At 40.6% G+C, this 24563-nt stretch carries 21 protein-coding genes; 7 read left to right on the top strand and 14 right to left on the bottom strand.

Annotated elements, in window-relative coordinates; all coding sequences use genetic code 11:
- Positions 1–97: 97 nt before the first annotated feature.
- A complete protein-coding gene (locus RM552_RS00800) occupies positions 98–916 on the bottom strand; it encodes a DUF6671 family protein (RefSeq protein ID WP_311366898.1) in 819 nt (272 codons plus the stop codon).
- A 262-nt stretch (positions 917–1178) separates the two neighbouring features.
- Between RM552_RS00800 and RM552_RS00795 the strand changes: the two genes are divergently transcribed.
- Positions 1179–2819 carry an acetolactate synthase large subunit gene (locus RM552_RS00795; protein ID WP_311366897.1) on the top strand — a complete coding sequence of 547 codons (1641 nt, stop codon included), beginning with the start codon at positions 1179–1181 and terminating at the stop codon, positions 2817–2819.
- 11 nt (positions 2820–2830) lie between these two features.
- Positions 2831–4261 carry an aldehyde dehydrogenase family protein gene (locus RM552_RS00790; protein WP_311366896.1) on the top strand — a complete coding sequence of 477 codons (1431 nt, stop codon included), beginning with the start codon at positions 2831–2833 and terminating at the stop codon, positions 4259–4261.
- A gap of 34 nt (positions 4262–4295) precedes the next feature.
- Here RM552_RS00790 and RM552_RS00785 read toward each other — a convergent pair whose 3' ends face one another.
- Genes RM552_RS00785 through efp form a run of 3 tightly spaced genes read right to left on the bottom strand, consistent with a single transcriptional unit; the run spans position 4296 to position 6478 of the window.
- Entirely contained in the window at positions 4296–4940 is a 645-nt protein-coding gene (locus RM552_RS00785) for a hypothetical protein (protein WP_311366895.1), read from the bottom strand.
- A complete protein-coding gene (gene epmA, locus RM552_RS00780) occupies positions 4927–5931 on the bottom strand; it encodes an elongation factor P--(R)-beta-lysine ligase (protein WP_311366894.1) in 1005 nt (334 codons plus the stop codon). Before epmA ends, RM552_RS00785 begins: the two co-directional genes overlap by 14 nt.
- A complete protein-coding gene (gene efp, locus RM552_RS00775; protein WP_311366893.1) occupies positions 5909–6478 on the bottom strand; it encodes an elongation factor P in 570 nt (189 codons plus the stop codon). The genes epmA and efp overlap by 23 nt, the downstream gene beginning before the upstream one ends.
- Positions 6479–6514: 36 nt before the next feature.
- On the opposite strand from efp, the gene epmB reads away from it, so the two are divergent.
- Complete coding sequence (gene epmB / locus RM552_RS00770; RefSeq protein ID WP_311366892.1) at positions 6515–7561, top strand: EF-P beta-lysylation protein EpmB; 1047 nt, start codon at positions 6515–6517, stop codon at positions 7559–7561.
- 17 nt (positions 7562–7578) lie between these two features.
- On the opposite strand, the gene RM552_RS00765 is transcribed toward epmB, so the two are convergent.
- Positions 7579–7755, bottom strand: a complete 177-nt coding sequence (locus tag RM552_RS00765; RefSeq protein WP_311366891.1) for a hypothetical protein — start codon at positions 7753–7755, stop codon at positions 7579–7581.
- Positions 7756–7869: 114 nt separating this feature from the next.
- Here RM552_RS00765 and RM552_RS00760 point away from each other — a divergent pair, with 114 nt between their 5' ends.
- A complete protein-coding gene (locus tag RM552_RS00760) occupies positions 7870–8199 on the top strand; it encodes a hypothetical protein (protein WP_311366890.1) in 330 nt (109 codons plus the stop codon).
- A 39-nt stretch (positions 8200–8238) separates the two neighbouring features.
- Here RM552_RS00760 and RM552_RS00755 read toward each other — a convergent pair whose 3' ends face one another.
- The 7 genes from RM552_RS00755 to nudF form a co-directional block, all read right to left on the bottom strand.
- On the bottom strand, positions 8239–9135 hold the full coding sequence (locus RM552_RS00755; RefSeq protein ID WP_311366889.1) for a TraB/GumN family protein: 897 nt from the start codon (positions 9133–9135) through the stop codon (positions 8239–8241).
- A gap of 160 nt (positions 9136–9295) precedes the next feature.
- Positions 9296–10561 (bottom strand): hypothetical protein, encoded by a 1266-nt coding sequence (locus RM552_RS00750; protein WP_311366888.1) that lies wholly within the window; start codon positions 10559–10561, stop codon positions 9296–9298.
- 413 nt (positions 10562–10974) lie between these two features.
- Positions 10975–11538: a hypothetical protein gene (locus tag RM552_RS00745; protein ID WP_311366887.1), complete on the bottom strand. Its 564-nt coding sequence runs from the start codon at positions 11536–11538 to the stop codon at positions 10975–10977.
- 256 nt (positions 11539–11794) lie between these two features.
- On the bottom strand, positions 11795–13684 hold the full coding sequence (parE, locus tag RM552_RS00740; protein WP_311366886.1) for a DNA topoisomerase IV subunit B: 1890 nt from the start codon (positions 13682–13684) through the stop codon (positions 11795–11797).
- Positions 13685–13811: 127 nt separating this feature from the next.
- Positions 13812–14384: a YqiA/YcfP family alpha/beta fold hydrolase gene (locus tag RM552_RS00735; RefSeq protein ID WP_311366885.1), complete on the bottom strand. Its 573-nt coding sequence runs from the start codon at positions 14382–14384 to the stop codon at positions 13812–13814.
- Between the two features lie 35 nt (positions 14385–14419).
- Complete coding sequence (locus RM552_RS00730) at positions 14420–14866, bottom strand: DUF1249 domain-containing protein (protein WP_311366884.1); 447 nt, start codon at positions 14864–14866, stop codon at positions 14420–14422.
- A 33-nt stretch (positions 14867–14899) separates the two neighbouring features.
- Positions 14900–15514 carry an ADP-ribose diphosphatase gene (nudF, locus tag RM552_RS00725; protein ID WP_311366883.1) on the bottom strand — a complete coding sequence of 205 codons (615 nt, stop codon included), beginning with the start codon at positions 15512–15514 and terminating at the stop codon, positions 14900–14902.
- Positions 15515–15812: 298 nt separating this feature from the next.
- Between nudF and tolC the strand changes: the two genes are divergently transcribed.
- Positions 15813–17156 (top strand): outer membrane channel protein TolC, encoded by a 1344-nt coding sequence (tolC, locus tag RM552_RS00720; protein WP_311366882.1) that lies wholly within the window; start codon positions 15813–15815, stop codon positions 17154–17156.
- A gap of 34 nt (positions 17157–17190) precedes the next feature.
- Here the strand turns inward: tolC and RM552_RS00715 are convergent, their stop codons facing one another.
- Entirely contained in the window at positions 17191–18006 is an 816-nt protein-coding gene (locus tag RM552_RS00715; protein ID WP_311366881.1) for an ion transporter, read from the bottom strand.
- Between the two features lie 23 nt (positions 18007–18029).
- Positions 18030–20816, bottom strand: coding sequence for an XrtA/PEP-CTERM system TPR-repeat protein PrsT (prsT, locus tag RM552_RS00710; RefSeq protein ID WP_311366880.1), 2787 nt, complete (start codon positions 20814–20816; stop codon positions 18030–18032).
- Positions 20817–21081: 265 nt separating this feature from the next.
- Here prsT and RM552_RS00705 point away from each other — a divergent pair, with 265 nt between their 5' ends.
- Complete coding sequence (locus tag RM552_RS00705; protein ID WP_311366879.1) at positions 21082–22806, top strand: DEAD/DEAH box helicase; 1725 nt, start codon at positions 21082–21084, stop codon at positions 22804–22806.
- 351 nt (positions 22807–23157) lie between these two features.
- Entirely contained in the window at positions 23158–24543 is a 1386-nt protein-coding gene (gene cysG / locus RM552_RS00700; protein WP_311366878.1) for a siroheme synthase CysG, read from the top strand.
- Positions 24544–24563: the final 20 nt, after the last annotated feature.

Below are 24563 nucleotides of genomic sequence, written 5' to 3'. Positions count from 1 at the left end.
TAAGCAATAAAAAAGGGCCCAAAGGCCCTTTTATTAATATATTGACTTACTTATTGAATAAACTCCAATAAGGGTTTTTATTGGATGTTTTTCGAGTTTATGGATTGCAAAAATTACAATAAAACGCACTGGCAAAAGCTGGAATTTGCTCCTTAGGTTTGTTGTCATTGTTAGAGTCAGCTATAAAACCACAGCCTTTGCATTTTAAAATTGGTGGCTTAGGTTTGTTCGTCGCTTGCCCACATAATTCACAAGGTAAGCCTTCGTTACTCGGCATGGGCACAAAGTCGATTCGCTTGCATTGAGGGCATATAGCACTTAAACGCGAAATCAGATTATCTGTAGCTGCAAGTATCGTCTTTTGACGATAGGGGGAATGCATCGCTCTAAAATCAGGCTCTATACTAGCTGGCCAGGATTGAATTTCAGTCACGATGGCTTTAGCATCAAGACCTTTATGCCAGCCATTTGCTGATTTAAACATCCATTTTTGTTCAGGCTGATATGCTTTCAGTTTCTCTGTGGCATCTATTTCGTTGTCCGCTTCGATGACAAAGTTAGGTAGATTTTGTTGCGCGCTTGCAATGACTTCTATGTTTTTTGATGTATCTACGTACGCAATTATTTCAGTATTCTGTAAACCTAAGCCCATAAAACTGCTAAAGCTACCCTCACTGCCCAAACCTTTATCACAATCAGTCAAGTCACAGGCTAAATACGCTTTTTTTAGAGCAGCCTCGACCGGACTAAGTTTGCGTGGCACAGTTAAGTCAAAGGTACCGAGGGTATCTGTATCAAAAGCATCAGTATGCAGCAGTTCTAAAGATAACGCAGCACTTAATTTTGACTCTATTAAGCGCTCTTTTCCATGCTTAGTTAAAAAACTAATAGTTGTCCCAGTATCTACTTTGCTCATTCAGATGATGCCTCATATGTTCCGCAATATATGTAGACTCGACAGTCTACCAGTCGATTTTACCTTGCCTCGCTCTAAAAAACAGTCCCACAAAACTTTATTAATAGGTTTTTTAATGATGAAAGTGAAGAGACATAGGTCTATCATAAAGCGATACTTGAAATTTTTAATTCATACTGCGGTCTTTGTATGCACACATAGTGAAATATCGCGATACGTTTTTTGCGTTATCCACTTTATAAAAAAGCAAAAAGGAATAAACATGAAAGCGTCTGATTTAATGGTTAAAGCGCTCGAAGCCGAAGGCGTTGAGTATATTTTTGGTATTCCCGGCGAAGAAAATTTAGATTTACTAGAGTCCCTTCGAAGTTCTTCTATTAGATTAATTTTAACAAGGCATGAACAAGGCGCAGGTTTTATGGCTGCTACTTATGGGCGGTTAACCGGCAAAGTAGGTGTATGTTTGTCTACCCTTGGCCCTGGCGCCACCAACTTAGTTACCCCCGCGGCTTATGCTCAATTGGGTGCAATGCCAATGCTCATGATTACTGGGCAAAAACCTATCAAAACCAGTAAACAAGGCCGATTTCAAGTAATAGATGTTGTCGATATGATGCGCCCTATAACCAAATATACTACCCAAATAGTCAGTGGCGATCGTATTCCTTCTGTCGTTAGGGAAGCATTTAGAATAGCCAGCGAGGAGCGCCCCGGAGCTGTACATATTGAGTTACCTGAAGATATAGCTGATGAAGATACACAATCTGCATTATTGGCACCAAGTGTTGTAAGGCGACCCATTGCAGAATATAAGTCAGTAAAAGCGGCTGTAAATATGATTGAAGCTGCAACATCCCCGGTTATATTGATTGGTGCAGGAGCAAATAGAAAATTAACATCTAAAATGCTAGGAGAATTTGTCGCCAAAACTGGCATCCCATTTATAACAACACAAATGGGTAAAGGCGTTTTAGACGAAACCGATGAACTCTTTATGGGCAATACCGCACTATCTAGCGGTGACTTTGTGCATAGGGTCATTAGCCGTGCCGATCTCATTATAAATGTTGGCCATGATGTAGTTGAAAAACCACCTTTCTTTATGGAAGACGATAGCCAGCAGGTCATTCATATTAATTTTGATTCTGCTGCGGTCGACCCCGTTTATTTTCCCCAGTTAGAAGTTGTTGGTGATATTGCAAATAGTATTTGGCAAATCAAAGAAGCGATTGACCCTGCTTGCAAATGGGAATTAGATTTTTATAGTGATGTTCACGATGCTTATATCGCCCACAGAGAAGCCTCTGAAAATGACAATAGATTCCCTATTTTGCCAGAAAGAATGGTCAACGACGTCCGTAAAGCAATGCCTAAAAATGGCATTGTAACGCTTGATAATGGCGTTTATAAAATTTGGTTTGCTCGAAACTACCCAGCGGCTATGCGAAATACTTTATTGCTCGATAATGCTTTAGCAACAATGGGCGCCGGCCTACCCTCAGCTATGGCGGCTAAATTAGTTTATCCTGATCGTGCCGTTATTACCGTTTGTGGTGATGGTGGTTTTATGATGAACAGTCAAGAAATTGAAACCGCGGTGCGTTTGAATTTGCATATAGTGGTAATAATTCTTCGTGACGACGCCTACGGTATGATCAAATGGAAGCAAAGCAACATGGGCTTTGATAACTACGGGCTGGATTACGGTAATCCAGACTTTGTGAAGTATGTCGAAAGTTATGGTGGGAAAGGCTGGCGAATTGCTGCAGCCAGTGAGTTGGAACAACAAATAAAAGACTGTTTAGCAGACCCCGCCGTGCATTTAATTGATGTGCCAGTAGACTACAGTTTGAATGATGAAACATTAAACAACAGTATCCGTAAATTAAGCGCTAAATTATAAGGAAATCAACAATGTTAGCAAAGCAATATCCCTATTATCTGGCCAACGAGGCAGTATTTGCCAACAACGATTTGGTTGTCACTAACAAATATACACAAGCAGCGGCAACCACTGTTGCACTAGCAGATGCTGCAGTCATCGATCAAGCTATTGCGGCGGCAGAAAGCGCGCAAGTATTGCTTAATAAAATGCCTGCTTTTGAACGCCAACAAATATTAGAACATTGTGTTAAGCGCTTTACTGAACGTTATGACGAACTTGCATACGCATTATGTATTGAAGCTGGCAAGCCGATAAAAGATGCGGAAGGTGAGGTAACTCGCTTAATAGATACCTTCAAGATAGCCGCAGAAGAAGCGGTGCGCATTCAAGGTGAAGTGTTAGAACTACAAATTACCAAGCGCGCAAAAGGCTATTCAGGTATGACTAAACGCGTCCCTATTGGGCCCTGCTCGTTCATATCACCGTTTAATTTTCCGCTGAATTTAGCCGCCCATAAAGTGGCCCCTGCCATTGCTGCTGGCTGTGCTTTTGTGCTGAAACCAGCTAGTAGAACGCCTATTGGTGCGCTTATTATTGCTGAAGTATTAGCCGAAACAAACCTGCCCAAAGGGGCTTTTTCAGTATTACCCTGTAGTCGAGATGGCGCCGATTTATTTACTACTGATGATCGGTTTAAATTACTTAGTTTTACGGGTAGTCCTGATGTAGGTTGGGCCTTAAAAGCAAAAGCAGGTAAAAAACCCGTAGTTTTAGAACTGGGAGGAAATGCAGCTTGTGTAGTTGATCACGATGCCGACATTATTGATGCGGTCGAACGCATTGTATTTGGTGCCTATTATCAGAGTGGACAAAGTTGTATTAGCGTGCAAAGAGTCATTGTGCATGACAGTATTTATGATGAATTTAAAAAAGCTTATGTAGCTAAGGTCAGTGGTTTAATCGAAGGTGATCCTTTAGATCCAACTACGTTTATTGGTCCCATGATAGCTGAGTCAGAAGCTGAACGCTTGGATGCATGGATTCAAGAAGCAATTGAAAGTGGTGCATCTTTGTTATGTGGTGGAAAACGCAATGGAGCTATGTTGAGCGCAACACTATTAGAAAATGTACCAAACGACGCCAAAGTGAATAACGAGGAAGCCTTTGGCCCTGTTTCAATATTAAGTCGTTTTAGTAATTTTGATGACGCCTTAAAAGAAGTGAATAACAGTCAATTTGGCTTGCAGGCAGGCATTTTTACCCGAGATATTTATAAAGCGCATAAAGCTTGGGACGAGCTTGATGTAGGCGGTGTAGTCATAGGTGATGTACCTAGTTGGCGAGTAGATAACATGCCTTATGGTGGCGTCAAAGAATCTGGACTTGGTAGAGAAGGTATCCGCTATGCCATTGAAGACATGACTGAAATTAGACTAATGGTCTTACGAAACCCAGAATAGTCATTGCAAATACGTAAAAATTGGTAGATAGCGTTTATTTACTATGCAAGTTAATGAGCGCTTCAATATCAAATGAGCTCATCCCTTGTGTGGCTGCCCTCGGATATTTAGGAGATGTCGAATCATTAACAAACTTCGACGAACCCCAGCCCTTTGTGTATCGAAAAAACTCATCGATGCCTTTTGCTCCCATTAATTCTTGCGCACCTAATAAACAAGTATGAATGTAAGAAAAACTAACAGGGTACTTTTCGTTGGCCGGATTAATATCAAGACTTTCACAAATATATATTGGTTGAGCTTGTAAAACTTCAACATGGGACTCAAACCCGCTTGGAAGCAAAAACTCAATGGCCGCGGGCTCCAAAAGAGTAAATCGATAGTCTTGTTCACGTTGCTGAAAACTAGGGTCTATGTCTAATGCTAAAATACATGCATTAATGCATGCCCCAGGCTCAGGTGTAGCCCCAACATAAGTTTGCTTTTCGGATAAAGAACGCGTTATCCAGCTACGCTCCCAGTTATGCACTAACACTGGCATTACTAGGCTATTAATTTGACTAAAATGTTGGCGAGAATATTGACTCAGTAAACTGCCATACCCAGCAATAATAGTCTTGCCATTAGCATGTTCTAAAAATGTTTGAATATGCGTTGCTGAAATTTTAAGCATTGTCATTATCGAAACTTATCACTTGCTTAATATGGGTTTTGCCCAATAAAAGCATAATAAGCCTATCAATCCCCAACGCAACACCAGAACATGGGGGTAAACCACTGTCGAGTGCAGCAATAAAAGCACTATCTATTGGACGCTCTGCTTTTCCTAACACATTGCGTTTTACATTGTCTTGCTCAAAGCGTTGGCGCTGCTCTTTTGCGTCTGTGAGTTCATTAAAACCATTGGCTAATTCAATGGATTTAAAATAAACCTCAAATCGATTAGCGCTTAAACCATCTTCTGACATTGTGGCAAGCGCACTTTGGGCAGCGGGAAAGTGAGTAACAACCATGGGTATTATTTGGCCTATGTTTGGTTCAATCTCAGTGTAAAACAGCATTTGCAATAAGCTATCTTGTATATGCGATTGACTGTTACCCTGTTTTTGTAAACTTTGCAAATATGCAAGATGCCCTTTGTGCGTAGCGTATTTCATAAGCTCTTTAGCAGTGATTTGCAATGGGTCAAACTGACAGTATTTCAGAAACAAATGTTGATATGTTGTTTGCTCAAGATTTGGAATGCCCAATAACATACAAAGTAAATCACTGACTTCATTTATTAAATCCTGCATATCGAAGTTACTTCGATACCATTCTAAAATAGTGAACTCGGGATTATGATACTGGCCTATTTCGTCATTTCTAAAAGCTTTACATATTTGATAAATATCTCCGCTTCCAGCCGCCAGCAATCGTTTCATTGCATATTCTGGCGATGTTTGCAGGTAACGTGTGGTATTTTCGCCAAAACATAGCGATTGAAGTGAAAATCCATCGATGAAAGGGTCTGTAACCGTCCCCCTAGACAAAGCAGGGGTCTCCACCTCATATAGACCACGAGCATCAAAAAAAGCTCTAATATGAGCAAGTATTTGAGCCCGTTTTTTCAGACTAACAATGTCAGCACTTGGCCGCCATGCAAGCTTATTTTTGGGCGCGTGAGGCATACTCTCCGCTTCGAGTATCTACTCTTATAACTTCACCGGTTTGCACAAACAAGGGAACACGCACCACTGCACCTGTGGCTAAGGTTGCTGGCTTACCTCCGGTGCCTGCGGTATCACCTTTCAAGCCTGGATCGGTTTCGGTTATTTCAATTTCAACAAAATTGGGTGGCGTGACCACAATTGGACTGCCGTTAAATAAGGTTATTGTGCACACATCGTTCTCAACCAACCATTTTGCATTGTCGCCTAAAGCTTTTTCATCGGCAGCAATTTGTTCAAATGTTTCATTGTTCATGAAGTGCCAAAATTCGCCGTCATTGTATAGATAGGCCAATTCGGTATCCATAACGTCTGCACCTTCAACCGACTCACCTGAACGGAATGTTTTTTCTAACACCTTTCCCGACACTAATTTACGTATCTTTACACGATTAAAGGCTTGGCCTTTACCTGGTTTTACATATTCGTTTTCTAGTATGTTACAGGGTTCCCCATCTAGCATTATCTTAAGGCCTGCTTTAAACTCGTTGGTACTGAAATTAGCCATTTGTTCCTCTAATCAAAAATTCGAAGTAAAATAAACATGCAGATGATACCTAAAAAAACACTAACTGTAGAGCCTCATTGGCAAAAAGAGTTAGCAAATTGCTTTACCACCATCGAAAGCTTGGCTGAGTATCTGCAACTTCCAGCATTGTCGACCCAAAACATTGAACAACATTCTAAGGCTAGACGCTTATTTCCAATGCGCGTCCCTAGGCCTTTTGCCGATTTGATGGAGATAGGAAATTGGGACGATCCTCTCTTAAAACAGGTCCTCCCGAGTAGTAGCGAATTTATTACTGCAAAAGGCTTTGTCGACGATCCTTTAGAGGAACAATCTAATCAACAAACTGGTCTTATCCACAAATATAAAAGTCGCGTTTTGCTTATTCTTAAAGGCGCTTGTGCGGTCAACTGCCGATATTGCTTTCGACGACACTTTCCGTATAAAGATAATCATTTACGTAAAAGTGATATCGACAATATTTTTCATTATATTCAGAAAGATACATCACTTAATGAAGTGATATTGTCAGGTGGTGACCCGCTAATGGCCAATAACAAGGCCTTGCAAAACATTGTCGAGCAATTACACACACTTGATCACATCAAACGACTGCGTATTCATACTCGTTTGCCGGTTGTTATTCCGCAAAGAATTGACGATGGCTTTTTAGCTTTATTGCAACACATCCAAGACCGAAATAAGCAACTTAAGGTCATCCTTGTATTTCATATTAACCATGCTAATGAAATTGGTCAGGCACTTCGCCAAAAATGTGAATTACTAAAAGCACATGGCGTTCTATTGTTAAATCAATCAGTACTGTTAAAAAATATAAATGATAATGAAGACACGCTATGTGAATTAAGTGAGAATTTAATAGATGCTGGAATATTGCCTTATTATTTACATATGTTTGACCCAGTAAAGGGAGCAAGCCATTTTGATGTAAGCCGACACAAAGCGACAACACTCATAGCTGAAATGATAAAGCGCTTACCGGGATTTTTAGTCCCAAAACTCGTTAAAGAAATTCCAGGACAACCCGGTAAGACACCCATTGATTTAGGCTTAGAGCCTTAAATTACTGCATTGAGACATTAAGCGTAGGTATTAATTAGACTACCCGAACTAGACGTACTCGGTGCAGGAACCGCAGCGGCTGACTCTAACAATTGCAATACAGCCTGCCCTTCTTGTTTCTGCTGGTTATTAGCCAATTGTGCAGATTTTACTTGAAGCGCATAGTTAAGGCTTGTTGAACCTTGAATATCCATTGCGTTTCCTTATTCAATTGCTTCAATAGAGATGCTTGAAGCAGAACGAATTTGCAGGCACAATTGCCCACCTCATTAGTATCGGCACATGACGCTTATTATAAACGAAGAAATATGAATAAAATTATTGAAGCACTTAACGAAAATCTAAAAGTCATTTATCGCAAAGCGGTAGATGCCGATGCTGCATTAAACTCTCTACAACACGCAGGCAAGGGCAAGTTTGAAAGTATTTTCGCGGCTGAATCAGGGTTTGAAACCCGCAGTAAGCGTTTTGTCCCTTATGTTGAGGAACTTGCAGGTGAAATCGCAAAAGTTGCCAGCGCGGAGCAAGATATAGAGAGCGCGGAGCAAGATATAATAAACGAAGCCCTGCCCAATATAGTTAAAAAAATTGAGTTGATGCTAAACACACTTAAACAATTTAAAAAGACACTCAACTAAGTATTGAGTGTCTTTTGAAGAGACGCTATTGAACTTAATTTACGGCTTAACTTGCTCAACTTTATAACCTAGCCCGGCCAATTGAGTTAATAGACCATCTTCGCCAGGTAAATGAAGCGCGCCAACCAAAATATACTCGGTGTCTCCATCCCCAAACATCGTCTTTATTTTTTTCATCCATGCGTTGTTTCTTTGGGTTAATAACACCTTGCTTACTTCTGGGTAGTCACGAAATCCTTCTAAACCAACTTCCACCAATTTTTCCATATCGCCATTGCGCCAACTACTATGTAGGTCACTTATCATTTTGTCTATTTTGCCTAACTCATCAAGCGTATAGTTTATCAGCTTATTTGGCTCATCGCTGTTAAGCACACTCAAAAATCCTAGCTGCTCGGATGGCGTTTCAAACCACCCCAGCGATTTATTGGCTTCTGTCGCTTTGGTCAAAAAGTGTTTATCAACACCTTCTGCAGTAAATCCTCTCATTTGATATTCTGCGATCGTGATCGTCAACATTACACCCAAAGGATTCATTTGCATCATCATATCACCAGGGATACCTCTGCTAGCAAAATGAGCTTGCAAACGTTCGTACGTTTTAGCGTCCAACGCATCCTCTAAGGTGCTGCCGTCTTGAAACATCATAACTTGCATAGATTGCTGCATAAACTCAGGTTTCTCCATCGCAGCCATATCGGTCTCAAAGTAAACTTCATCTGACGCAGCAAATGCAGTATCAAATGCTTTTGGCAATGGATAATCATCAGGGGTTAGCAAATGAAAGGTTCCTCCGATATAAATAGTATCGTCACCTTTGCTAACCTTATAAACGGGCGCAGCGAAAGCTGCACTAGCTAGGCTACATCCAAATACCAATGTACCTAGTAATGTTAAAATTCTTCTCGTATCAGGGTTAAATAGTTTAAAACGCATTTTTTATCCTTTTCGTTAATCAATCGCCAAAATCAGTAGCTTGTTAAATGTTAGTAAAATCATACGACACCTTTGTTGTACTTTTATTGTCAATTTTTCATTTGTTTCCATTACGACGTAAACCGAACTTGGCATGCAAAGAGGGTCCTGTAGAGCAATATCATTTTGACAGAGCTAAACCCGAAAGACGACGTTCGATTTCTGACACCACCGCTAAATATTCCGGACTATCAACTTTACTATATTTCAGTTCAAATTCTGCTTTAGTCATCCCTTCTTCGAAACCAGTTACGTCTACCATAAAAAGCGCTTCATTCTTTTTATGGCGCAATGCTTGTTGCACTTGAACCGCTGTTTTTGGATCAACAGCCATCGCTGCAAAATGGGCGCCAGACATATCAGCAGCAAGGTCAATAAAACTGTACCCTGAACCACCCGCTCCCCTATCCATAAGTTCTTTAAATTCTCCAACGGCAATACTGATGCCTTTTTCAGACATAAGTTTTATTGCCGCAGAAAAAACAAAATGCAGGCTTAGATCTTGCCTATTGACTAAAACTGGTTTGACTCTAGCGTAAGGTAATCGGTCTAAAGCAAAACTAAGATCCCCAGTGAAAGTTGCAATTCTCCTGCTGCCTGCATAAATAGCTAGTGCTAGAATCGCCGCTTCGTTTTCCAGTGTCGCAGACCCATTTTCACTGAGCACATATGCTTCTTGCATTAAAGCTTGTATATAAATATCTAGTGAGTTTTCGGTAGCATTAATAGACAAACCATCAAGCAATCGTAAATAGTGAGCTATTTTGATTTTGAGTAAAATTGATTCTTCGTCATCGCCCCCAGTTTGTATATTTTTAAACTCGCGCAATAAGCTGTCTAGCGGAGTTAAATGTACGCGCATGCCAGTTGAGCTAATGGTCAATTTCTCTACACTGGCGATGGCTTTTGTCGCCACTAGGCTGTTTGTATAGGCATTGGCAACATATTCCATTATGCTCAAGGACCAACTACCCGGCAAACGTAACTTCCCAACTTTAACGGTGTTGATATTGACGCCACTGCCCTCAGTGATTTCGCTTTCAATATTGATAAAGACTGGAAAGAGTAGTGCGTCCAATTGGTAACTTAGATTAACCATTAGAATATTGTCTTTAAACAATATCTCTGCTCGCGCTTGTTGCTTTGCGCGCTGCAAAAAGCCAGCCAGACTTTCCGCTTGGAGGTCACTAACATCTATTGTTTGAGCGTCGTAGCGACTGCGTAAACTGGTCCTTAAATCAGATAATAGGGCTTGAATCTGATCGGCATTATTTACCTGTTTAGAGGCGTCGACGTTAACAGAGGGGCTAAACTCGATGATTAGCACAGTGAATAAGAGTAGCAAAATAAAGCAAGCTATCAGCACTCTTTTTATGAATCGACGCATTCGGTAATTAGGGCCATATTAAAAGATGTAATCATTTGTACAGAATAGCGAATTAAAGTTCAATAATACTCGAATAGAAAATAACGACTTGGTTTATCGTTGTACTCTGGAACCGCTTGGAAAACTGGATTAGTAAAATGACTTCAAACTTTCATTTGACTCACCATATTCTTCGCCAATCAATAATACCCTAGATTCAGGACTTGGGTCGATATTTTGAATTGCGAAAATTAGACACGCGGTCTTTAAAAGCTTTCCCATGCATCACGTTCATGACCATCCGTTTATAGAATATGTCAGGAACGTCTTCTTGATGATTAGATTGACGTTCCGTTATCGTCAATACTTGGATTTTTCTGGCAGGCTTTGATAAGTCCAATACGCTATTAGCCCATTACGGAAGATTAAAAAAGTTAGCCTTTCCTCGTGAAAGGCCTTCTGATCGTCATGAAAAATCCAACTAGTACCAAAACTCCCCACATCGCTGGTGCCGAGGCGGCGCTCACAGATTCAACGGTGAGTCTCAATCTATAGGTCACGTCGCCCGCGTTGCCAAGTGGAACCAGTTGCACAGAATACGTACCAGCACCTGACGTACCGAATATGTCACTTCCGGTTGAAAAAACAAATTGCGTACTAATGCTGCTAAAACTGGGCGCCTGTCTGTTAAGTGTTAATAATCCATTGGTGCCAGTAACATCAAGCGTTAATATGTCTAATGTCCAGTTACTTGCTGTCGTGAAAGTGAAGAAATCAAATTCGTCATCACCACTTCCCTGCATTGTACCGCTTGCACCGCCAGATAAGGTACCTAGGACGTCGTACATTCCGCCAGAGAGCAGTCCGGCATCAAATGTCGTTGTGGCGTTGTCGGTCAAATCACCTGATACGGATTCATCGTAAATAATGATTGCAGCATGTGATTTAAAAGATAGCAATATCGCTGTAATAACCAGTAGTTTTGTTATTTTATTCATTATTATTTCCATAATTCGGTATTTATTTTTTTAAGTATAAATAGCATGCAGCAATTATCACGCCATTAATTAAGTAGCTGAAAAACATATATTATTTATAGACTCGATGTGCTAAGTGTAAAAAATGCTGACACTAAAAAATGCTTGAATTATTATGATTGTTATTTATTAGCTCTAGATAGGGTGATTTTTTAACGCGATCTTAAGCAAAGCAATCCGACTAATCCAAATCCGAACAGCGCGAGTGTTACCGCCTTTATACTTGAGCTAAATTGCCTTTGCTTTCGAGCCATGCTTTTCTGTCTGGAGAACGTTTTTTAGAAAGTAACATATCCATCAGTTCCAACATACTTTCTGCATCTTCACTAGTAAGCCGAACCAACCTGCGTGTATTAGGATCCATGGTGGTTTCACGTAATTGTAAAGGGTTCATCTCTCCTAAGCCTTTGAAACGCTGAACATTGACTTTACCGCGTTTTTTCTCTGCCTCAATACGATCTAACACACCCTGTTTTTCGCTCTCATCCAGGGCATAATAAACTTCTTTACCTATATCGATACGAAATAATGGCGGCATTGCTACGTAAACATGTCCTGTGTTGACTAGAGTCCGAAAATGTTTCACGAACAAAGCACAAAGCAAAGTCGCTATGTGTAAACCATCAGAGTCTGCATCAGCCAAGATACATATTTTGCCATAACGTAAACCCGACAAATCATCAGAATCGGGGTCTATACCTAAGGCAACCGAAATATCATGTATTTCTTGGGAAGCCAATACTTGAGAAGAATCTACCTCCCAACTATTCAATATCTTTCCTCTTAAGGGCATAATCGCTTGAAATTCTCGGTCACGGGCTTGTTTTGCCGAACCACCGGCTGAGTCACCTTCGACTAAAAATAGTTCAGAATTTTCGTTTTCTTGGCTGGAACAATCGGTAAGCTTACCTGGTAATGCCGGTCCTTGAGTCACTTTTTTTCGGGCAACTTTTTTACTCTGACGTAATCGATTTTGCGCATTGGCAATACACAATTCAGCTAATAGTTCTGCCACGTCGGTATGCTGGTTTAGCCATAGGCTAAAAGCATCTTTTACAATACCCGACACAAATGCCGATGCTTGTCGAGAAGATAAACGCTCTTTGGTTTGACCCGCAAATTGAGGATCTTGCATTTTGGTTGACAGTACATAACAACACTTTTCCCAAATATCGTCTGCGGTAATTTTAACGCCGCGAGGCAATAGGTTTCTAAATTCACAAAACTCTCGAATAGCGTCTAGCAAACCTTGGCGTAAGCCATTAACGTGGGTACCACCCTGAGCCGTGGGAATAAGGTTCACATAACTTTCGGTTACCATATCTCCACCTTCTGGTAACCACATAACCGCCCAGTCAGCCGCCTCTCCATTACCAGAAAAACTACCAACAAAAGGTGCATCGTCAGGCAAAGTCGCATACTCTTTTAAACCTTCAATCAAATAATCCTGAAGGCCATCTTCGTAATACCAAGAGTGAGTTTCTTTCGCTATTTTGTCTTCGAATTTTATGTTTAAACCCGGACACAAAACTGCTTTGGCACGTAAAATATGTAGCAATTTAGATACCGAAAACTTTGATGTGTCGAAATAGCTAGGATCAGGCCAAAAATGTACTCTTGTGCCGGTATTACGCTTACCACAAGTGTCTATTACTGCTAACTCTTCTGCTTTATCGCCATTCTCAAAGGCAATTTGGTGTACTTTACCATCGCGTCGAATAGTGACTTCTACTCTGGTTGACAAGGCATTGACTACTGATATCCCTACCCCATGCAAACCACCTGAAAATTCATAGCTTTTGTTTGAGAATTTGCCGCCAGCATGCAATTTAGTCATGATCAGCTCAACACCGCTCATTTGTTCTTCAGGATGAATATCTACCGGCATTCCACGGCCGTCATCAATCACCTCTAAAGATTGATCTTCATGCAAAATCACTTTTATGTTGCTGGCAAACCCACCCAAAGCTTCATCAACACTATTATCAATAACTTCTTGGCTTAAATGGTTAGGGCGAGTGGTGTCGGTATACATGCCTGGTCTGCGTTTGACCGGCTCAAGACCGTTTAGAACTTCAATAGCGTCTGAATTATATTCGTTAGACATGCAGAGTACTCTTTGTTAGCGCGATTTTTATATCGTTTTTATTATATTTTATAATTTTGTGTCAAGCTGCGTTAAAACAACTGTATATAAATCCAATACTAGCAAGCAAACATAGATTGGGCAATGCTCAAGATAACAAGAATTTGAATATATCTGGCAAGTGTTTGTGATAATCAACAAAGCTATGATTACCGCCATCTTCAATGACTAATTTAGCCTTAGCATATTTTTTTGCTGCTAAACGATAGTCTAAGGTTTCATCACCCTTTTGAAGCAGTGTGAAATACGCTTTCGGGCTTTTTAGATATTCAGTGCTGGCTCCTTTTAACTTACTTAAGTGTCCGGAGTGAATAACAAATTTTTCATCTGTATAAGGGTTTACATGCTGACCAATATAAGCACTTAGCAAGTTAAAAGGCTCTACAGCCGGATTTATTAATACCGCTTTACCTCCATATTTTTCTACACAATAAGTGGATAAAAATCCCCCCATCGAACTGCCAATAAAACTAAATCGCCCCGTAGGCAGGGTGCTGACTAAAGAGTCGATTTTGCTGATACTCACATCAATGTCACCCGGTAACTCTGGCAAGTGCACGTTCAACCAGGGAAAATGTGTTTTTGCAAAGGCTAGGGTCTGTTGTGCTTTTTCAGATTTCGGGCTGGATAAAAACCCATGTAAATAAACCAAATGTTGCATATAATTCTTCTTATTATACTGTGTCGTTACTATCACTATTCAGAAATGTCTGAGGTCAGCTCTTGGCTTAAACAAAAATGCAGCCATTCAGCCAAAAATACATTCACCATAAATTTTTCATTACGCTGATGCATATTCAAATTTGGGTATTCGTAAACTGGCTCAAGACGAGCTGTGCGTTGTGCCTCTAACACTTCCGCAACTTTTGCATCATGGTATAACCTTACTACCATTTTAGGTTGTAAAAAAGTGGGGGTGTTTTTACTAATATGTGACATTTCCAAGGTACTGGTGTAGCGACTTGAATCAATGATTTTGATTCGATATTTGAGGCCATCAGCTACTTTAAATTCGAAGGTTAAATCTAGCGTATCGCAATCGGGAAGCAGTTTTAGCATGCACACGTAGTTGTGCTCACAAGTAGCAATTATACTTGGCAGGTGTGGCACATATTTTCTTTTCATACCCCTACTATTTTGCATTTGCTCCCTCATATTGAGATTTATCGGTAATATTCACTTTATTCCCCACTGTTCTAGCAGTTTGTGTTTATTTAGTAATAACCATTGCACCGCAATAATAGCGGTACTGTTATTTATGCGCCCCGTTTCTAGCCAAGTTGAAGCTTCATTTAATGAAACTCGTAGTACTTTTATGTCTTCGGCTTCGTAGTCTAAACCATGAATCCCCGATGCTTTTGTTGCATCAACTTCTCCAACAAAAAGTTCTATTGACTCTGTACAGGCACCTGGGCTTGGCAAAAAAGCACAGATTTTAGTTAATTTTGTGATCGCCATGCCGGCTTCTTCTTGGGCTTCTCGGTAACACAAGTCACCCGCACTTTCTCCAGGCTCTAATATACCAGCCACAACTTCAATCAACCATGGACTTTGCATGGTTTCAAAGGCTGGCATTCGAAATTGTTCAATTAGTACCAATTCATCTAGTTTAGGATCATACATAAGTACAGCTGCAGCATGACCACGTTCAAATACCTCTCTCGTGATTACATTGCTTTCACCACCTTCAAACAGAGGATGCGATACATGATACTTGTTTAAGCTAAAAAAACCTTGATAAAGCTTCTCTACTTTATGCACCGTAATATCATCTCGTGTGAATTTTGCCATTTATGCTACGCCTTAAATAAATTTAATAATCTGATCGTTAACCGAAAGGGCTTTGTATAATAGCCCATGAACCTGTTGAGAAAATGTATTGAGCTTTTGTGTAATCTATACTTCAGCAACTTTTCTTTGTAAGGATTAAGGTATTTACCTGCAGAATCATTACATTCTGTTACACTTAAACAATAAATGATACAAGCTAGTATTACATATTAGTACTTGTTTAACTTACACTTAGCCTTATTAACAAAACATCGATTTTATCAATATACTTAAATTGAACTTTGCAGAGCGACCATCAATGAAAAAAACATTAGTATCTTTAGTTTTAGGACTGGCAGTATCAAGCGGTGCATTAGCAGACGACTTAGCCACAATTTACGAATTAGCGCAAGCGAACGACCCTATAATTAATCGAGCAAAAGCGCAAAAAGATGCTGCCTATGCCGGTATTGCGGTCAGTAGAGCTAACTTGCTTCCGCAAATTTCTGGCACCTTGGCATATAGCGACAGTACCCGTGAGACTTTGTTTGGACCCAGTGTGGTTGATATTGATAGTTCTACTTTGTCTGCTGATATTACACTAAGTATGTCGTTGTATGATCATGCAAATTGGCTAGGACTTGACCGTGCTGAACTTGTTGCTCAACAAAGCGATGCAAGCTTGGGTGCCAATATGCAGAGTCTAATGCTACGCACAACTAATGCTTATCTAGCCGTGCTTAGAGAGCAAGACAGTGTTGAGTTTGTAAAGGCCGAACTTCGCGCAATTGAGCGCCAATTAGAACAAACCAAACAACGTTTTAATGTTGGTTTAACTGCAATAACAGATGTTCATGAAGCACAAGCTAATTTTGATAATACCGTAGCTCGACAAATTAGAGCAGAGAATTTGCTAGAACTAAGACTAGAAGAATTAAGAGAAATTACTGGAAAATACCACTCTAGAATTTCAATTCTCGATACAGAACGCTTCGACGCAGCGCCGCCGACTCCTGCTACTGCAGACGCTTGGATGGAAATTGCAGAGGAATCAAATTTAGATCTATTGGCACAACGTTTTGCAAGGGATATTGCTAAACAAGATGTCGATATTACACGCAGCGGCCATTACCCAACTCTTGGACTTAGATTAAACTACGGTACCAGCGACAACGAACAAACCTTTAATGGTGAAAAAAGCTCACCACCTCGTCTTGATGACAGTAGCATTGGGCTTACTTTGAGTGTTCCCATTTATCAAGGTGGGTCAGTCTCTGCGAATACTGACAGAAACAGAGCGAATTATGTTGTTGCAGCTGAAAATCTAGAACTCACGTATCGTCAAACAGTTCGTTCAGTAAGAAGTTCGTTTAACGACGTGAAAGCTGCGATCTCAACCATTAGAGCACTGCAACAGTCGGTTATCTCTGCAGAAAGTGCTTTAACAGCAACAGAAGCTGGTTTTGATGTGGGTACTCGTACTATCGTTGACGTATTAAATAGTACTCGAAATGTGTTTGATGCGCGTCGTAATCTTGCGGATGCTCGCTACAATTTCATCACGGCTATCGTTAGCCTAAAACAAGCAGCTGGCACATTGAAAGAAAGTGACCTGCTAGACATAAATAAAGTATTAATGCCAGCGCCAGTTCCAGCTTCTTAATAAAACCAGCTAAACAAGGGGTCAGACCCCTTGTTTATGTTTCTTTCTTGAGTCTCTTTCTTTTCTTTTTACTTAATACTGCAACTTGAGTACTTAATTGAGTAATTTGAGCTTGCAGATCACTCATCGATGGTTGACCTTTGTTAGCTTCTTTAGCGTGTTCTTCGTCCATCACACCTACTACAATTCCAATGACCATATTCAAAAATGCGAAAGCTGTGAAGAAAATAAAGGTCACATAGAATATCCAGCTCATGGGGTAATGATCCATTGTTTCATATTGGATGTCGGTCCAATCCTCAAAGGTCATCACTCGGAAAAGCGTCAACATCGAAATAGCGATGTTGCCCCATAAATCGTCATTTATATGTTGGAATAAGTAACTTCCAATAGCGGCATAAATATAAAAGATAATAAACATTAATAGCGCAACATAACCAAGCCGAGGTAATGCTTTTAATAATGAATTTATCAGCAACCGCAACTCGGGAATAATGGATATCATGCGCAAAACACGAAATATGCGTATCAACCTTGCTAACAAGGCCATTTCAGATTCATCTACAGGAATCAGACTGATAGCAACTACTAAGGTGTCAAATACATTCCAACCCGATTTAAAGAAGTTTTTCTTATTGTCTTCAGCGATAAATCTAATGATTATTTCAAACAAAAAGAAGACGGTAATAAACACGTCCATATAAGCCAACAAATAGAGTGTTGTTGGCTTCAAATTATATGTCTTGGCGCCTATTTCTAATGCTGAAATTATGATTATAGCAATAACAAAGAATTCGAATAATTTGTTATGTCTTAAATGCACAATACCTTTTTGAATATTTGCCAACAAGGCGATACTTCCCTATTACCTCGTTATAAATTGTACTCGTTTTTCAGAGCATCTAACCTTGTTTTCGATTCTGGCAGTGTCAGCGGTAAATCACCCAGTCTGCGCTGAGCAATTACGACGCTACCGTTCTTTAATAAGGCTTCAATATAATTCAAAAATATCTCTTCATTTTTTACTTCTTCCGACATTACGCGGTTATAAGCTTCTACTGCTTCCTCATACTTTCCTTGTTTGAATAAAATTTGAGCGTAAGTATCTGCGGTTGCAACGTTATCAGGTTCAATCTCATACGCTTTTTCAGCATAGCCAAAGGCAATATCTAGATTTCCCTTTTCCATGTGCAAATAAGCTATGTTATTGAGCACTACAAAATTAGAAGGAGACCTTTCTAGTATTTTTTCATAGTTTATTATCGCTACATCAGGGTTAGATGCAATTTTGCGCTCTGCCAATAACATTCTAGCAGCAATGTCGTTTTCGAACCTTTCAACATGTTGAGTTAACAAGCGAACAGTTTCTCCCGCTAAATTGCTTGCGTCAAAAGCTTGCACCAGTACAAAAAGATTATTGGTGTTTTGATTGTTTTCATAAGATGCCTTAGCATCTTCTAATCCTTCACTTGCGCGTCCTTCAGCAATTGCAATTCGAGCATTAACACCTCTTACAAATGGAAGTTGTAAATAACGAGGGTCCATAACAGCCAGAATCTCTTTTGCTTCACCAGGTTTGCCAGACATTACTTTGAAGTAACTTTGCATTAGTTTAACTTGGACATTGTCTTTTCTTTCCAGAAACTCATCTGCTAGACGAGCCCCCAACGCATATTCTCTATCATTATCTGCGAGTAATAACTGCCCTAAAACTGCATTCTGTTGATTGGGGTAAAGCTCTGCCCATGTGTTGTAATGTACTCGAGCCTCATCGTCCTGCTTGTTTTGCAAAAGTGCTAATCCTTTCATTGGCCATAAAGCCAAAGGTGCCTTGCGATCTGCATTTATCGTAGAAAAAGTCTCAACTGCTTCGGCAGTTTGTCCTTCACTTAATTGAACTCGACCAAATAATAAAGCCAAATTTTGATTGCTAGGGTCTGCATCAAATACACTTTTGATGCTGTCAATCGCTTCAGCGCCTTTATCTTCCCGGCTCTTTATTGCATAAAGGGCCGCAAGGCCTGTCATATTACCTGCGTCTTGTTCCAGCAACGCGTTTGTCGCGGCAATAGCTTGATCAAAGTTCTCTTCACGCATAGCAACCCGCAATGCCGACACCAAAACGCCAACATTATTAGGGTTTAGCGCTCTTGCATTATTTATCAAACGCTTCGCACCAAGATAATCTCCTTGGCGTTGCAAAATTTCTGATTCGAGCAAAAATCCATCAACAGAATTAGGTTCATCATTTTGCCACTGCTTTGCAAATTCGATCGCCTTATCGAGCTGCCCTGTGGCCAAATATGCGCTTGCTAAAGTTGTTTTAGCAGTAATAGACTCCGGTGATTTTGTCACCGCACTTTCTAAATCGACAACACCGCCTATATCATCTATAGACAATTTGAGTACACCCAAGCGGGTCAAATCTTCGGCTGTTTCACTAATTTTGTCGGCTTGCTCAATTATCTTCTTCGCTGCCTCTGTATCTCCTGACTGCAACAGCTCGTAACCTGCACGTGAAAACAATGAAGCATCGTTGCTATCAAGGTTATTAACACGCGCTAAAATTTCACCTGCATCATCGCCCATATTTGCTTGTAACTGACTTGCTGCAAGAATCCGTAACCCAGGGTGGTTATCCGGTAAAATCGAAGCGATTAATGATAAATGTCCGACGGCTTCTTCGTATTCAGCCAATTGATATGACGCTAACCCAGCAATAAGACGTAGTGAAGGATCAGCACGACCACCCGCAATCGCCATTTCACTGAATTCTTTGGCGCCTTGATAGTCTTCGGCAGCCGCGCGTACAACACTTTTCAACTGGTTTAGCAAAGGGTTGTTTTCACTAATCGCCCTTAATTCGTCTATGTATACTTCGGCTCGGGCTGTTTGTCGTTGTTCCACTAACATGCTTGCTAACGCAAATTTAGCTTCAATATCGTCGGGTGCCACTCGAATGTAATCTTCATAAATATTTGCTGCGTTTTCTGGGTCACCCGTGATCATATACATACGAGCAGTAAAACTGAGTACATCTCTATTGAGTGGTGCACGTTCATACATGCTTTTTGCTTTTTCCAGAGCCGTCTCAAATTCGCGGTCTAAAACAAGTCTGTAACCTTCAATTAGTCCTCGGTAAACCGTATTTGAGTCGAGTAATAGCAACTCTGTAATTAATTCCTCTGCTTTTAAGTTTTGTTCAAGTTGTACAAAAGACTGAATTTGTCTAAAACCCACTTCTAATTTTTCTGCAGAAGTTAACTCAGCTTCAGCATAATCAAGCTCGGCCAAAGCAACGTTTGCGCCCGTGCGTTGCAGGGCTTGTGCGAGCATAGGGATAACATCTTTAGAAGCATATCCAAGTTCTAAGGCTCTGGAGAGTTCTTTCTCAGCCGATTCAAAGTTTTTTTGTTTTAAATACAACTTACCCAATTGAAAACGAGGACTAGGGTCACGTGGTGCCTGTTGCACTGCATTTTTCAGCGCTACTACAGCAGATTGGCTGTCTCCTGCCTCTATAAAGGCCCTCGCCTCTTGCATAAATTCTTCTGAGGTTTTTTCTGCACATGCACCCAATAAACCTATCAAGATACAGAGCCAAAATATTTTGGGAGTTTTGTTTAACAAACCTTTAAGCCTATCTTTAAGAAACGACAAATTTAACCCTTGCTTAACCACATTTACCATCTGGGAAATACCTCTTGATGACGAGCACCGATAAAAAGCTCGTGTATTAATAACAGTTTACTGACGACTAAATAACATTAAAACATAGCTTAATCAATTTGTTTAGGGGCTAGTGGCCTTTAATACAGCTATTTTATGGTATGTGACGCATATTTCGCATATAATGCGCGCCAGTGAATGGCGCTCGCATCCTCTCTGCTTTGCCTTTTTATTCTTTTATTACTCAGGAAACACCATGACCGACACTGTCAATTTGACATTTAACGATTTAAATTTGCCGACCGCCATTCTGCAAGCACTCGAGAAAGTAGGCTACGAAAAGCCTTCGCCAATTCAAGCTAAGAGTATTCCTCTATTATTAGATGGGCACGACCTTTTGGGTCAAGCACAAACAGGAACTGGTAAAACTGCCGCTTTTGCGTTACCAATGCTATCTAACATCGACCCTGAAGATTCGTTCCCACAACTTTTGGTGCTTGCACCTACGCGTGAACTTGCCATTCAAGTTGCAGAAGCTTTTCAAGTTTATGCCAGCTTTTCTAAAAAAATCCGTGTATTGCCAATATATGGTGGTCAGTCCTATGATAATCAAATTAGACAATTAAAAAGAGGCGTCCAAGTGGTAGTGGGGACTCCTGGTCGAGTAATTGATCATATCAAGCGTAAAACCCTCAAACTCGACAGACTTCGCTTTTTAGTTTTAGATGAAGCCGACGAGATGTTACGAATGGGCTTTATTGATGATGTTGAATTAATACTCAGCCATGCACCAAAAGAAAGACAAACCGCTTTATTTTCAGCAACTATGCCTACGCAAATTAAAAAGATTTCGCAACGATACTTAAATGACCCTAAACACGTTAAAATTGAATCTAAAGTTTCTACGGCAAGCACAATTAAGCAGCGTTATTGTCAAGTTGCAGGCCACCATAAACTCGAGGCCCTAACCAGAATATTAGAAGTCGAAGAATTCGACGGTGTCATTATATTTGTGCGCACTAAAACCGCAACGGTGGAACTTGCCGACAAATTAGCCGCACGTGGCTACGACGTAGAGGCCTTAAATGGCGATATCCAACAGTCGGCTCGAGAACGAACAGTCGACCGTTTAAAACAGGGTAAAATTGACTTGTTAGTTGCAACCGATGTTGTTGCCCGTGGTTTAGATGTTGAGCGTGTTAGTCATGTTATTAACTATGATGTGCCTCACGATACTGAATCCTATGTGCATAGAATTGGGCGAACTGGCCGTGCTGGTCGCGAAGGCGATGCAATATTGTTTATTTCGCACCGCGAAAAACGCATGTTGTTTGCTATAGAAAAAGCCACTAAGCAACAAATCACCCACATGAAAATCCCATCAATAAGCGAATTGAACGAGTCTCGTTTAGGACGATTCAAAAATGCTGTGCTCGAGGCCATGAACGACGATTCGATCGAATCCTATATGCCTGTGATTGAAGCTATAGTTGAAGAGTCAGAAGCCTCACCAGAAGTCGTCATGGCAGCACTTGCAAAAGTTGCACAAGGTGAAGAACCGTTGATACTAAGCGAGAAAGATCGTCCTGATGTGAATGCGCAACCTCCAGCAAGGGAACGTGGTAGTCGCAATGATCGAAGCGACAATAGAAACAACAAAAAACGTGAAGGTGGAAGAGATCGTAAACAATCTCGTCCCAGAGGTAAACCTGAATCAGGTATGAAACGATTTAGAATTGAAGTTGGTTATGTGCATGGTGCTAAACCTGGTAACATAGTGGGCGCAATCGCTAACGAAGGTGACATTAGTAGTAAAAATATAGGCGCTATCGATATTCACGACAGTTTTTCTTTAATCGATTTACCTGAAAGTTTACCAAATAAAACTAAGGAAACCTTGCGCGGTACACGAGTAGCCGGCCAACGTCTAAACATGCGTGAATGGAGCGATGAGCCACCCAAAAAACGCAAAAAGAAGTAAGCATCTAATCGCAAGCTTGTATCATAATTAGTACGCTATAACTAAAAGGAATAAAATTGAAATTTTTATTCCTTTTTTTATTTCTTATATATGGCAGTATTTTGCTGTGAGGTGTAAAAGTGACAATATTAGAAATACACAAGAGAAAAACCCCCGTCATTAAAAGCACGCTTTGCGGCATCCTTGCCCGCTCTGCACAGGCCATCTATGGCCTGTGAAGGCTTTTAATGACAGAGGCTTTCCTCTTTTTTGTGTATTTCTAATATTGTCACTTTTACCTCGTACTTTGTTGCCTTCTTGGCCCCACCACAGAGCGCTCGCTGAAGCGGATGCTAAAGAACTGAGTATAGAATGAAATATTTTCCAATTTTTGTAGATGCTGAACATATTCACTGCCTATTGGTGGGTGCTGGTGAAGTGGCTGCGCGAAAGTGCGAGTTATTGCTAAAAACACCGGCCAAAATCACTATTGTTGCGCCTTGGGTGAGTGCAGCAGTTGAGGAATTAGCAAGGTCTGAGCAAATTATCTTGGAGCGACGCGAGTTTGAAGAAGGTGACTTGAACGGAAAACAAATGGTATTTGTCGCTACAGATAAACCTGAGGTTAACCAAGCAGTTCACGACTTAGCTTTTGAGCGAAACATATTAGTCAATGTAGTTGATAACACGCCGCTTTGTAAATTTATTACGCCTTCTATTGTTGACCGCTCACCGATTATTATTGCTATGTCTAGTGGCGGTGTTGCACCCGTTTTATTGCGTTATATACGCCAAAAGTTAGAGTCACTTATTCCCCATAATATAAAACGACTCGGTGCATTTTCAGAGCGTTTTAGAGACAAAGTGAAAAATGGTTTATCGAGTGTGACCGACCGACGCTATTTTTGGGAAGAAGTACTAGATGGCGATATTGGTGAAAACGTATTGCAAGGTAACGACGACTTAGCCGCAGCTCAACTTGATGTCGCCTTAAATAAGTATAAATCGGGTGATAAACCTAGTGGTCAGGTCTATTTGGTGGGGGCTGGGCCGGGCGATCCCGACTTACTGACCTTTCGTGCCTTACGTTTGATGCAGAAGGCAGACGTTGTTGTCTATGACCGCTTAGTTTCAAAAGATATATTGGAGCTGGTGAGACGCGATGCTGAAAAAATTTATGTGGGTAAAGAAAAGAGCAATCACACTATACCTCAGGCTGATATCAATCAATTGCTAGCAAAATTAGCGCTAGAAGGAAATCGTGTGGTTCGGCTAAAAGGCGGTGATCCTTTCATATTTGGACGTGGTGGTGAAGAAATAGAAACCTTGGTCGAACACGGCGTTGAATTTCAGGTGGTACCCGGCATAACAGCGGCTGCAGGTGCTGCAAGCTATGCAGGCATCCCGCTTACTCACAGGGATTATGCGCAATCAGTGACCTTTACAACAGGGCATTTGCGTGATAATTCAATTGATCTTGACTGGCCGTCCCTTGTGAAACCTAATCACACCTTAGTGTTTTACATGGGTTTGACTGGCTTACCTATTATTTGTGAAAAACTAATTGCCAACAATATGCCCGCAGATACCCCTATTGCCCTAATTGAAGGTGCCACTAGATCTAATCAGAAGGTGGTAACAGGCTCGCTAGAGAGCATTTTGACACAACCTGAAACCAAAAATTTAAAACCACCCACTTTGATTATTGTGGGAGGTGTGGTTAACTTACATAAGAAATTAAACTGGTTTTCAGTTTAATGAGACCTTTTAGGTATCGT

It is taken from the genome of Glaciecola petra (assembly GCF_031846345.1).
GTDB lineage: Bacteria > Pseudomonadota > Gammaproteobacteria > Enterobacterales > Alteromonadaceae > Glaciecola > Glaciecola petra.
This window is presented reverse-complemented; position numbering and strand designations above follow the sequence as displayed.

Coding starts and splice junctions, on each gene's coding strand:
- RM552_RS00800 (WP_311366898.1), bottom strand. CDS start 916: ATGAGCAAAGTAGATACTGGGACAACTATTAGTTTTTTAACTAAGCAT.
- RM552_RS00795 (WP_311366897.1), top strand. CDS start 1,179: ATGAAAGCGTCTGATTTAATGGTTAAAGCGCTCGAAGCCGAAGGCGTT.
- RM552_RS00790 (WP_311366896.1), top strand. CDS start 2,831: ATGTTAGCAAAGCAATATCCCTATTATCTGGCCAACGAGGCAGTATTT.
- RM552_RS00785 (WP_311366895.1), bottom strand. CDS start 4,940: ATGACAATGCTTAAAATTTCAGCAACGCATATTCAAACATTTTTAGAA.
- epmA (WP_311366894.1), bottom strand. CDS start 5,931: ATGCCTCACGCGCCCAAAAATAAGCTTGCATGGCGGCCAAGTGCTGAC.
- efp (WP_311366893.1), bottom strand. CDS start 6,478: ATGGCTAATTTCAGTACCAACGAGTTTAAAGCAGGCCTTAAGATAATG.
- epmB (WP_311366892.1), top strand. CDS start 6,515: ATGCAGATGATACCTAAAAAAACACTAACTGTAGAGCCTCATTGGCAA.
- RM552_RS00765 (WP_311366891.1), bottom strand. CDS start 7,755: ATGGATATTCAAGGTTCAACAAGCCTTAACTATGCGCTTCAAGTAAAA.
- RM552_RS00760 (WP_311366890.1), top strand. CDS start 7,870: ATGAATAAAATTATTGAAGCACTTAACGAAAATCTAAAAGTCATTTAT.
- RM552_RS00755 (WP_311366889.1), bottom strand. CDS start 9,135: ATGCGTTTTAAACTATTTAACCCTGATACGAGAAGAATTTTAACATTA.
- RM552_RS00750 (WP_311366888.1), bottom strand. CDS start 10,561: ATGCGTCGATTCATAAAAAGAGTGCTGATAGCTTGCTTTATTTTGCTA.
- RM552_RS00745 (WP_311366887.1), bottom strand. CDS start 11,538: ATGAATAAAATAACAAAACTACTGGTTATTACAGCGATATTGCTATCT.
- parE (WP_311366886.1), bottom strand. CDS start 13,684: ATGTCTAACGAATATAATTCAGACGCTATTGAAGTTCTAAACGGTCTT.
- RM552_RS00735 (WP_311366885.1), bottom strand. CDS start 14,384: ATGCAACATTTGGTTTATTTACATGGGTTTTTATCCAGCCCGAAATCT.
- RM552_RS00730 (WP_311366884.1), bottom strand. CDS start 14,866: ATGCAAAATAGTAGGGGTATGAAAAGAAAATATGTGCCACACCTGCCA.
- nudF (WP_311366883.1), bottom strand. CDS start 15,514: ATGGCAAAATTCACACGAGATGATATTACGGTGCATAAAGTAGAGAAG.
- tolC (WP_311366882.1), top strand. CDS start 15,813: ATGAAAAAAACATTAGTATCTTTAGTTTTAGGACTGGCAGTATCAAGC.
- RM552_RS00705 (WP_311366879.1), top strand. CDS start 21,082: ATGACCGACACTGTCAATTTGACATTTAACGATTTAAATTTGCCGACC.
- cysG (WP_311366878.1), top strand. CDS start 23,158: ATGAAATATTTTCCAATTTTTGTAGATGCTGAACATATTCACTGCCTA.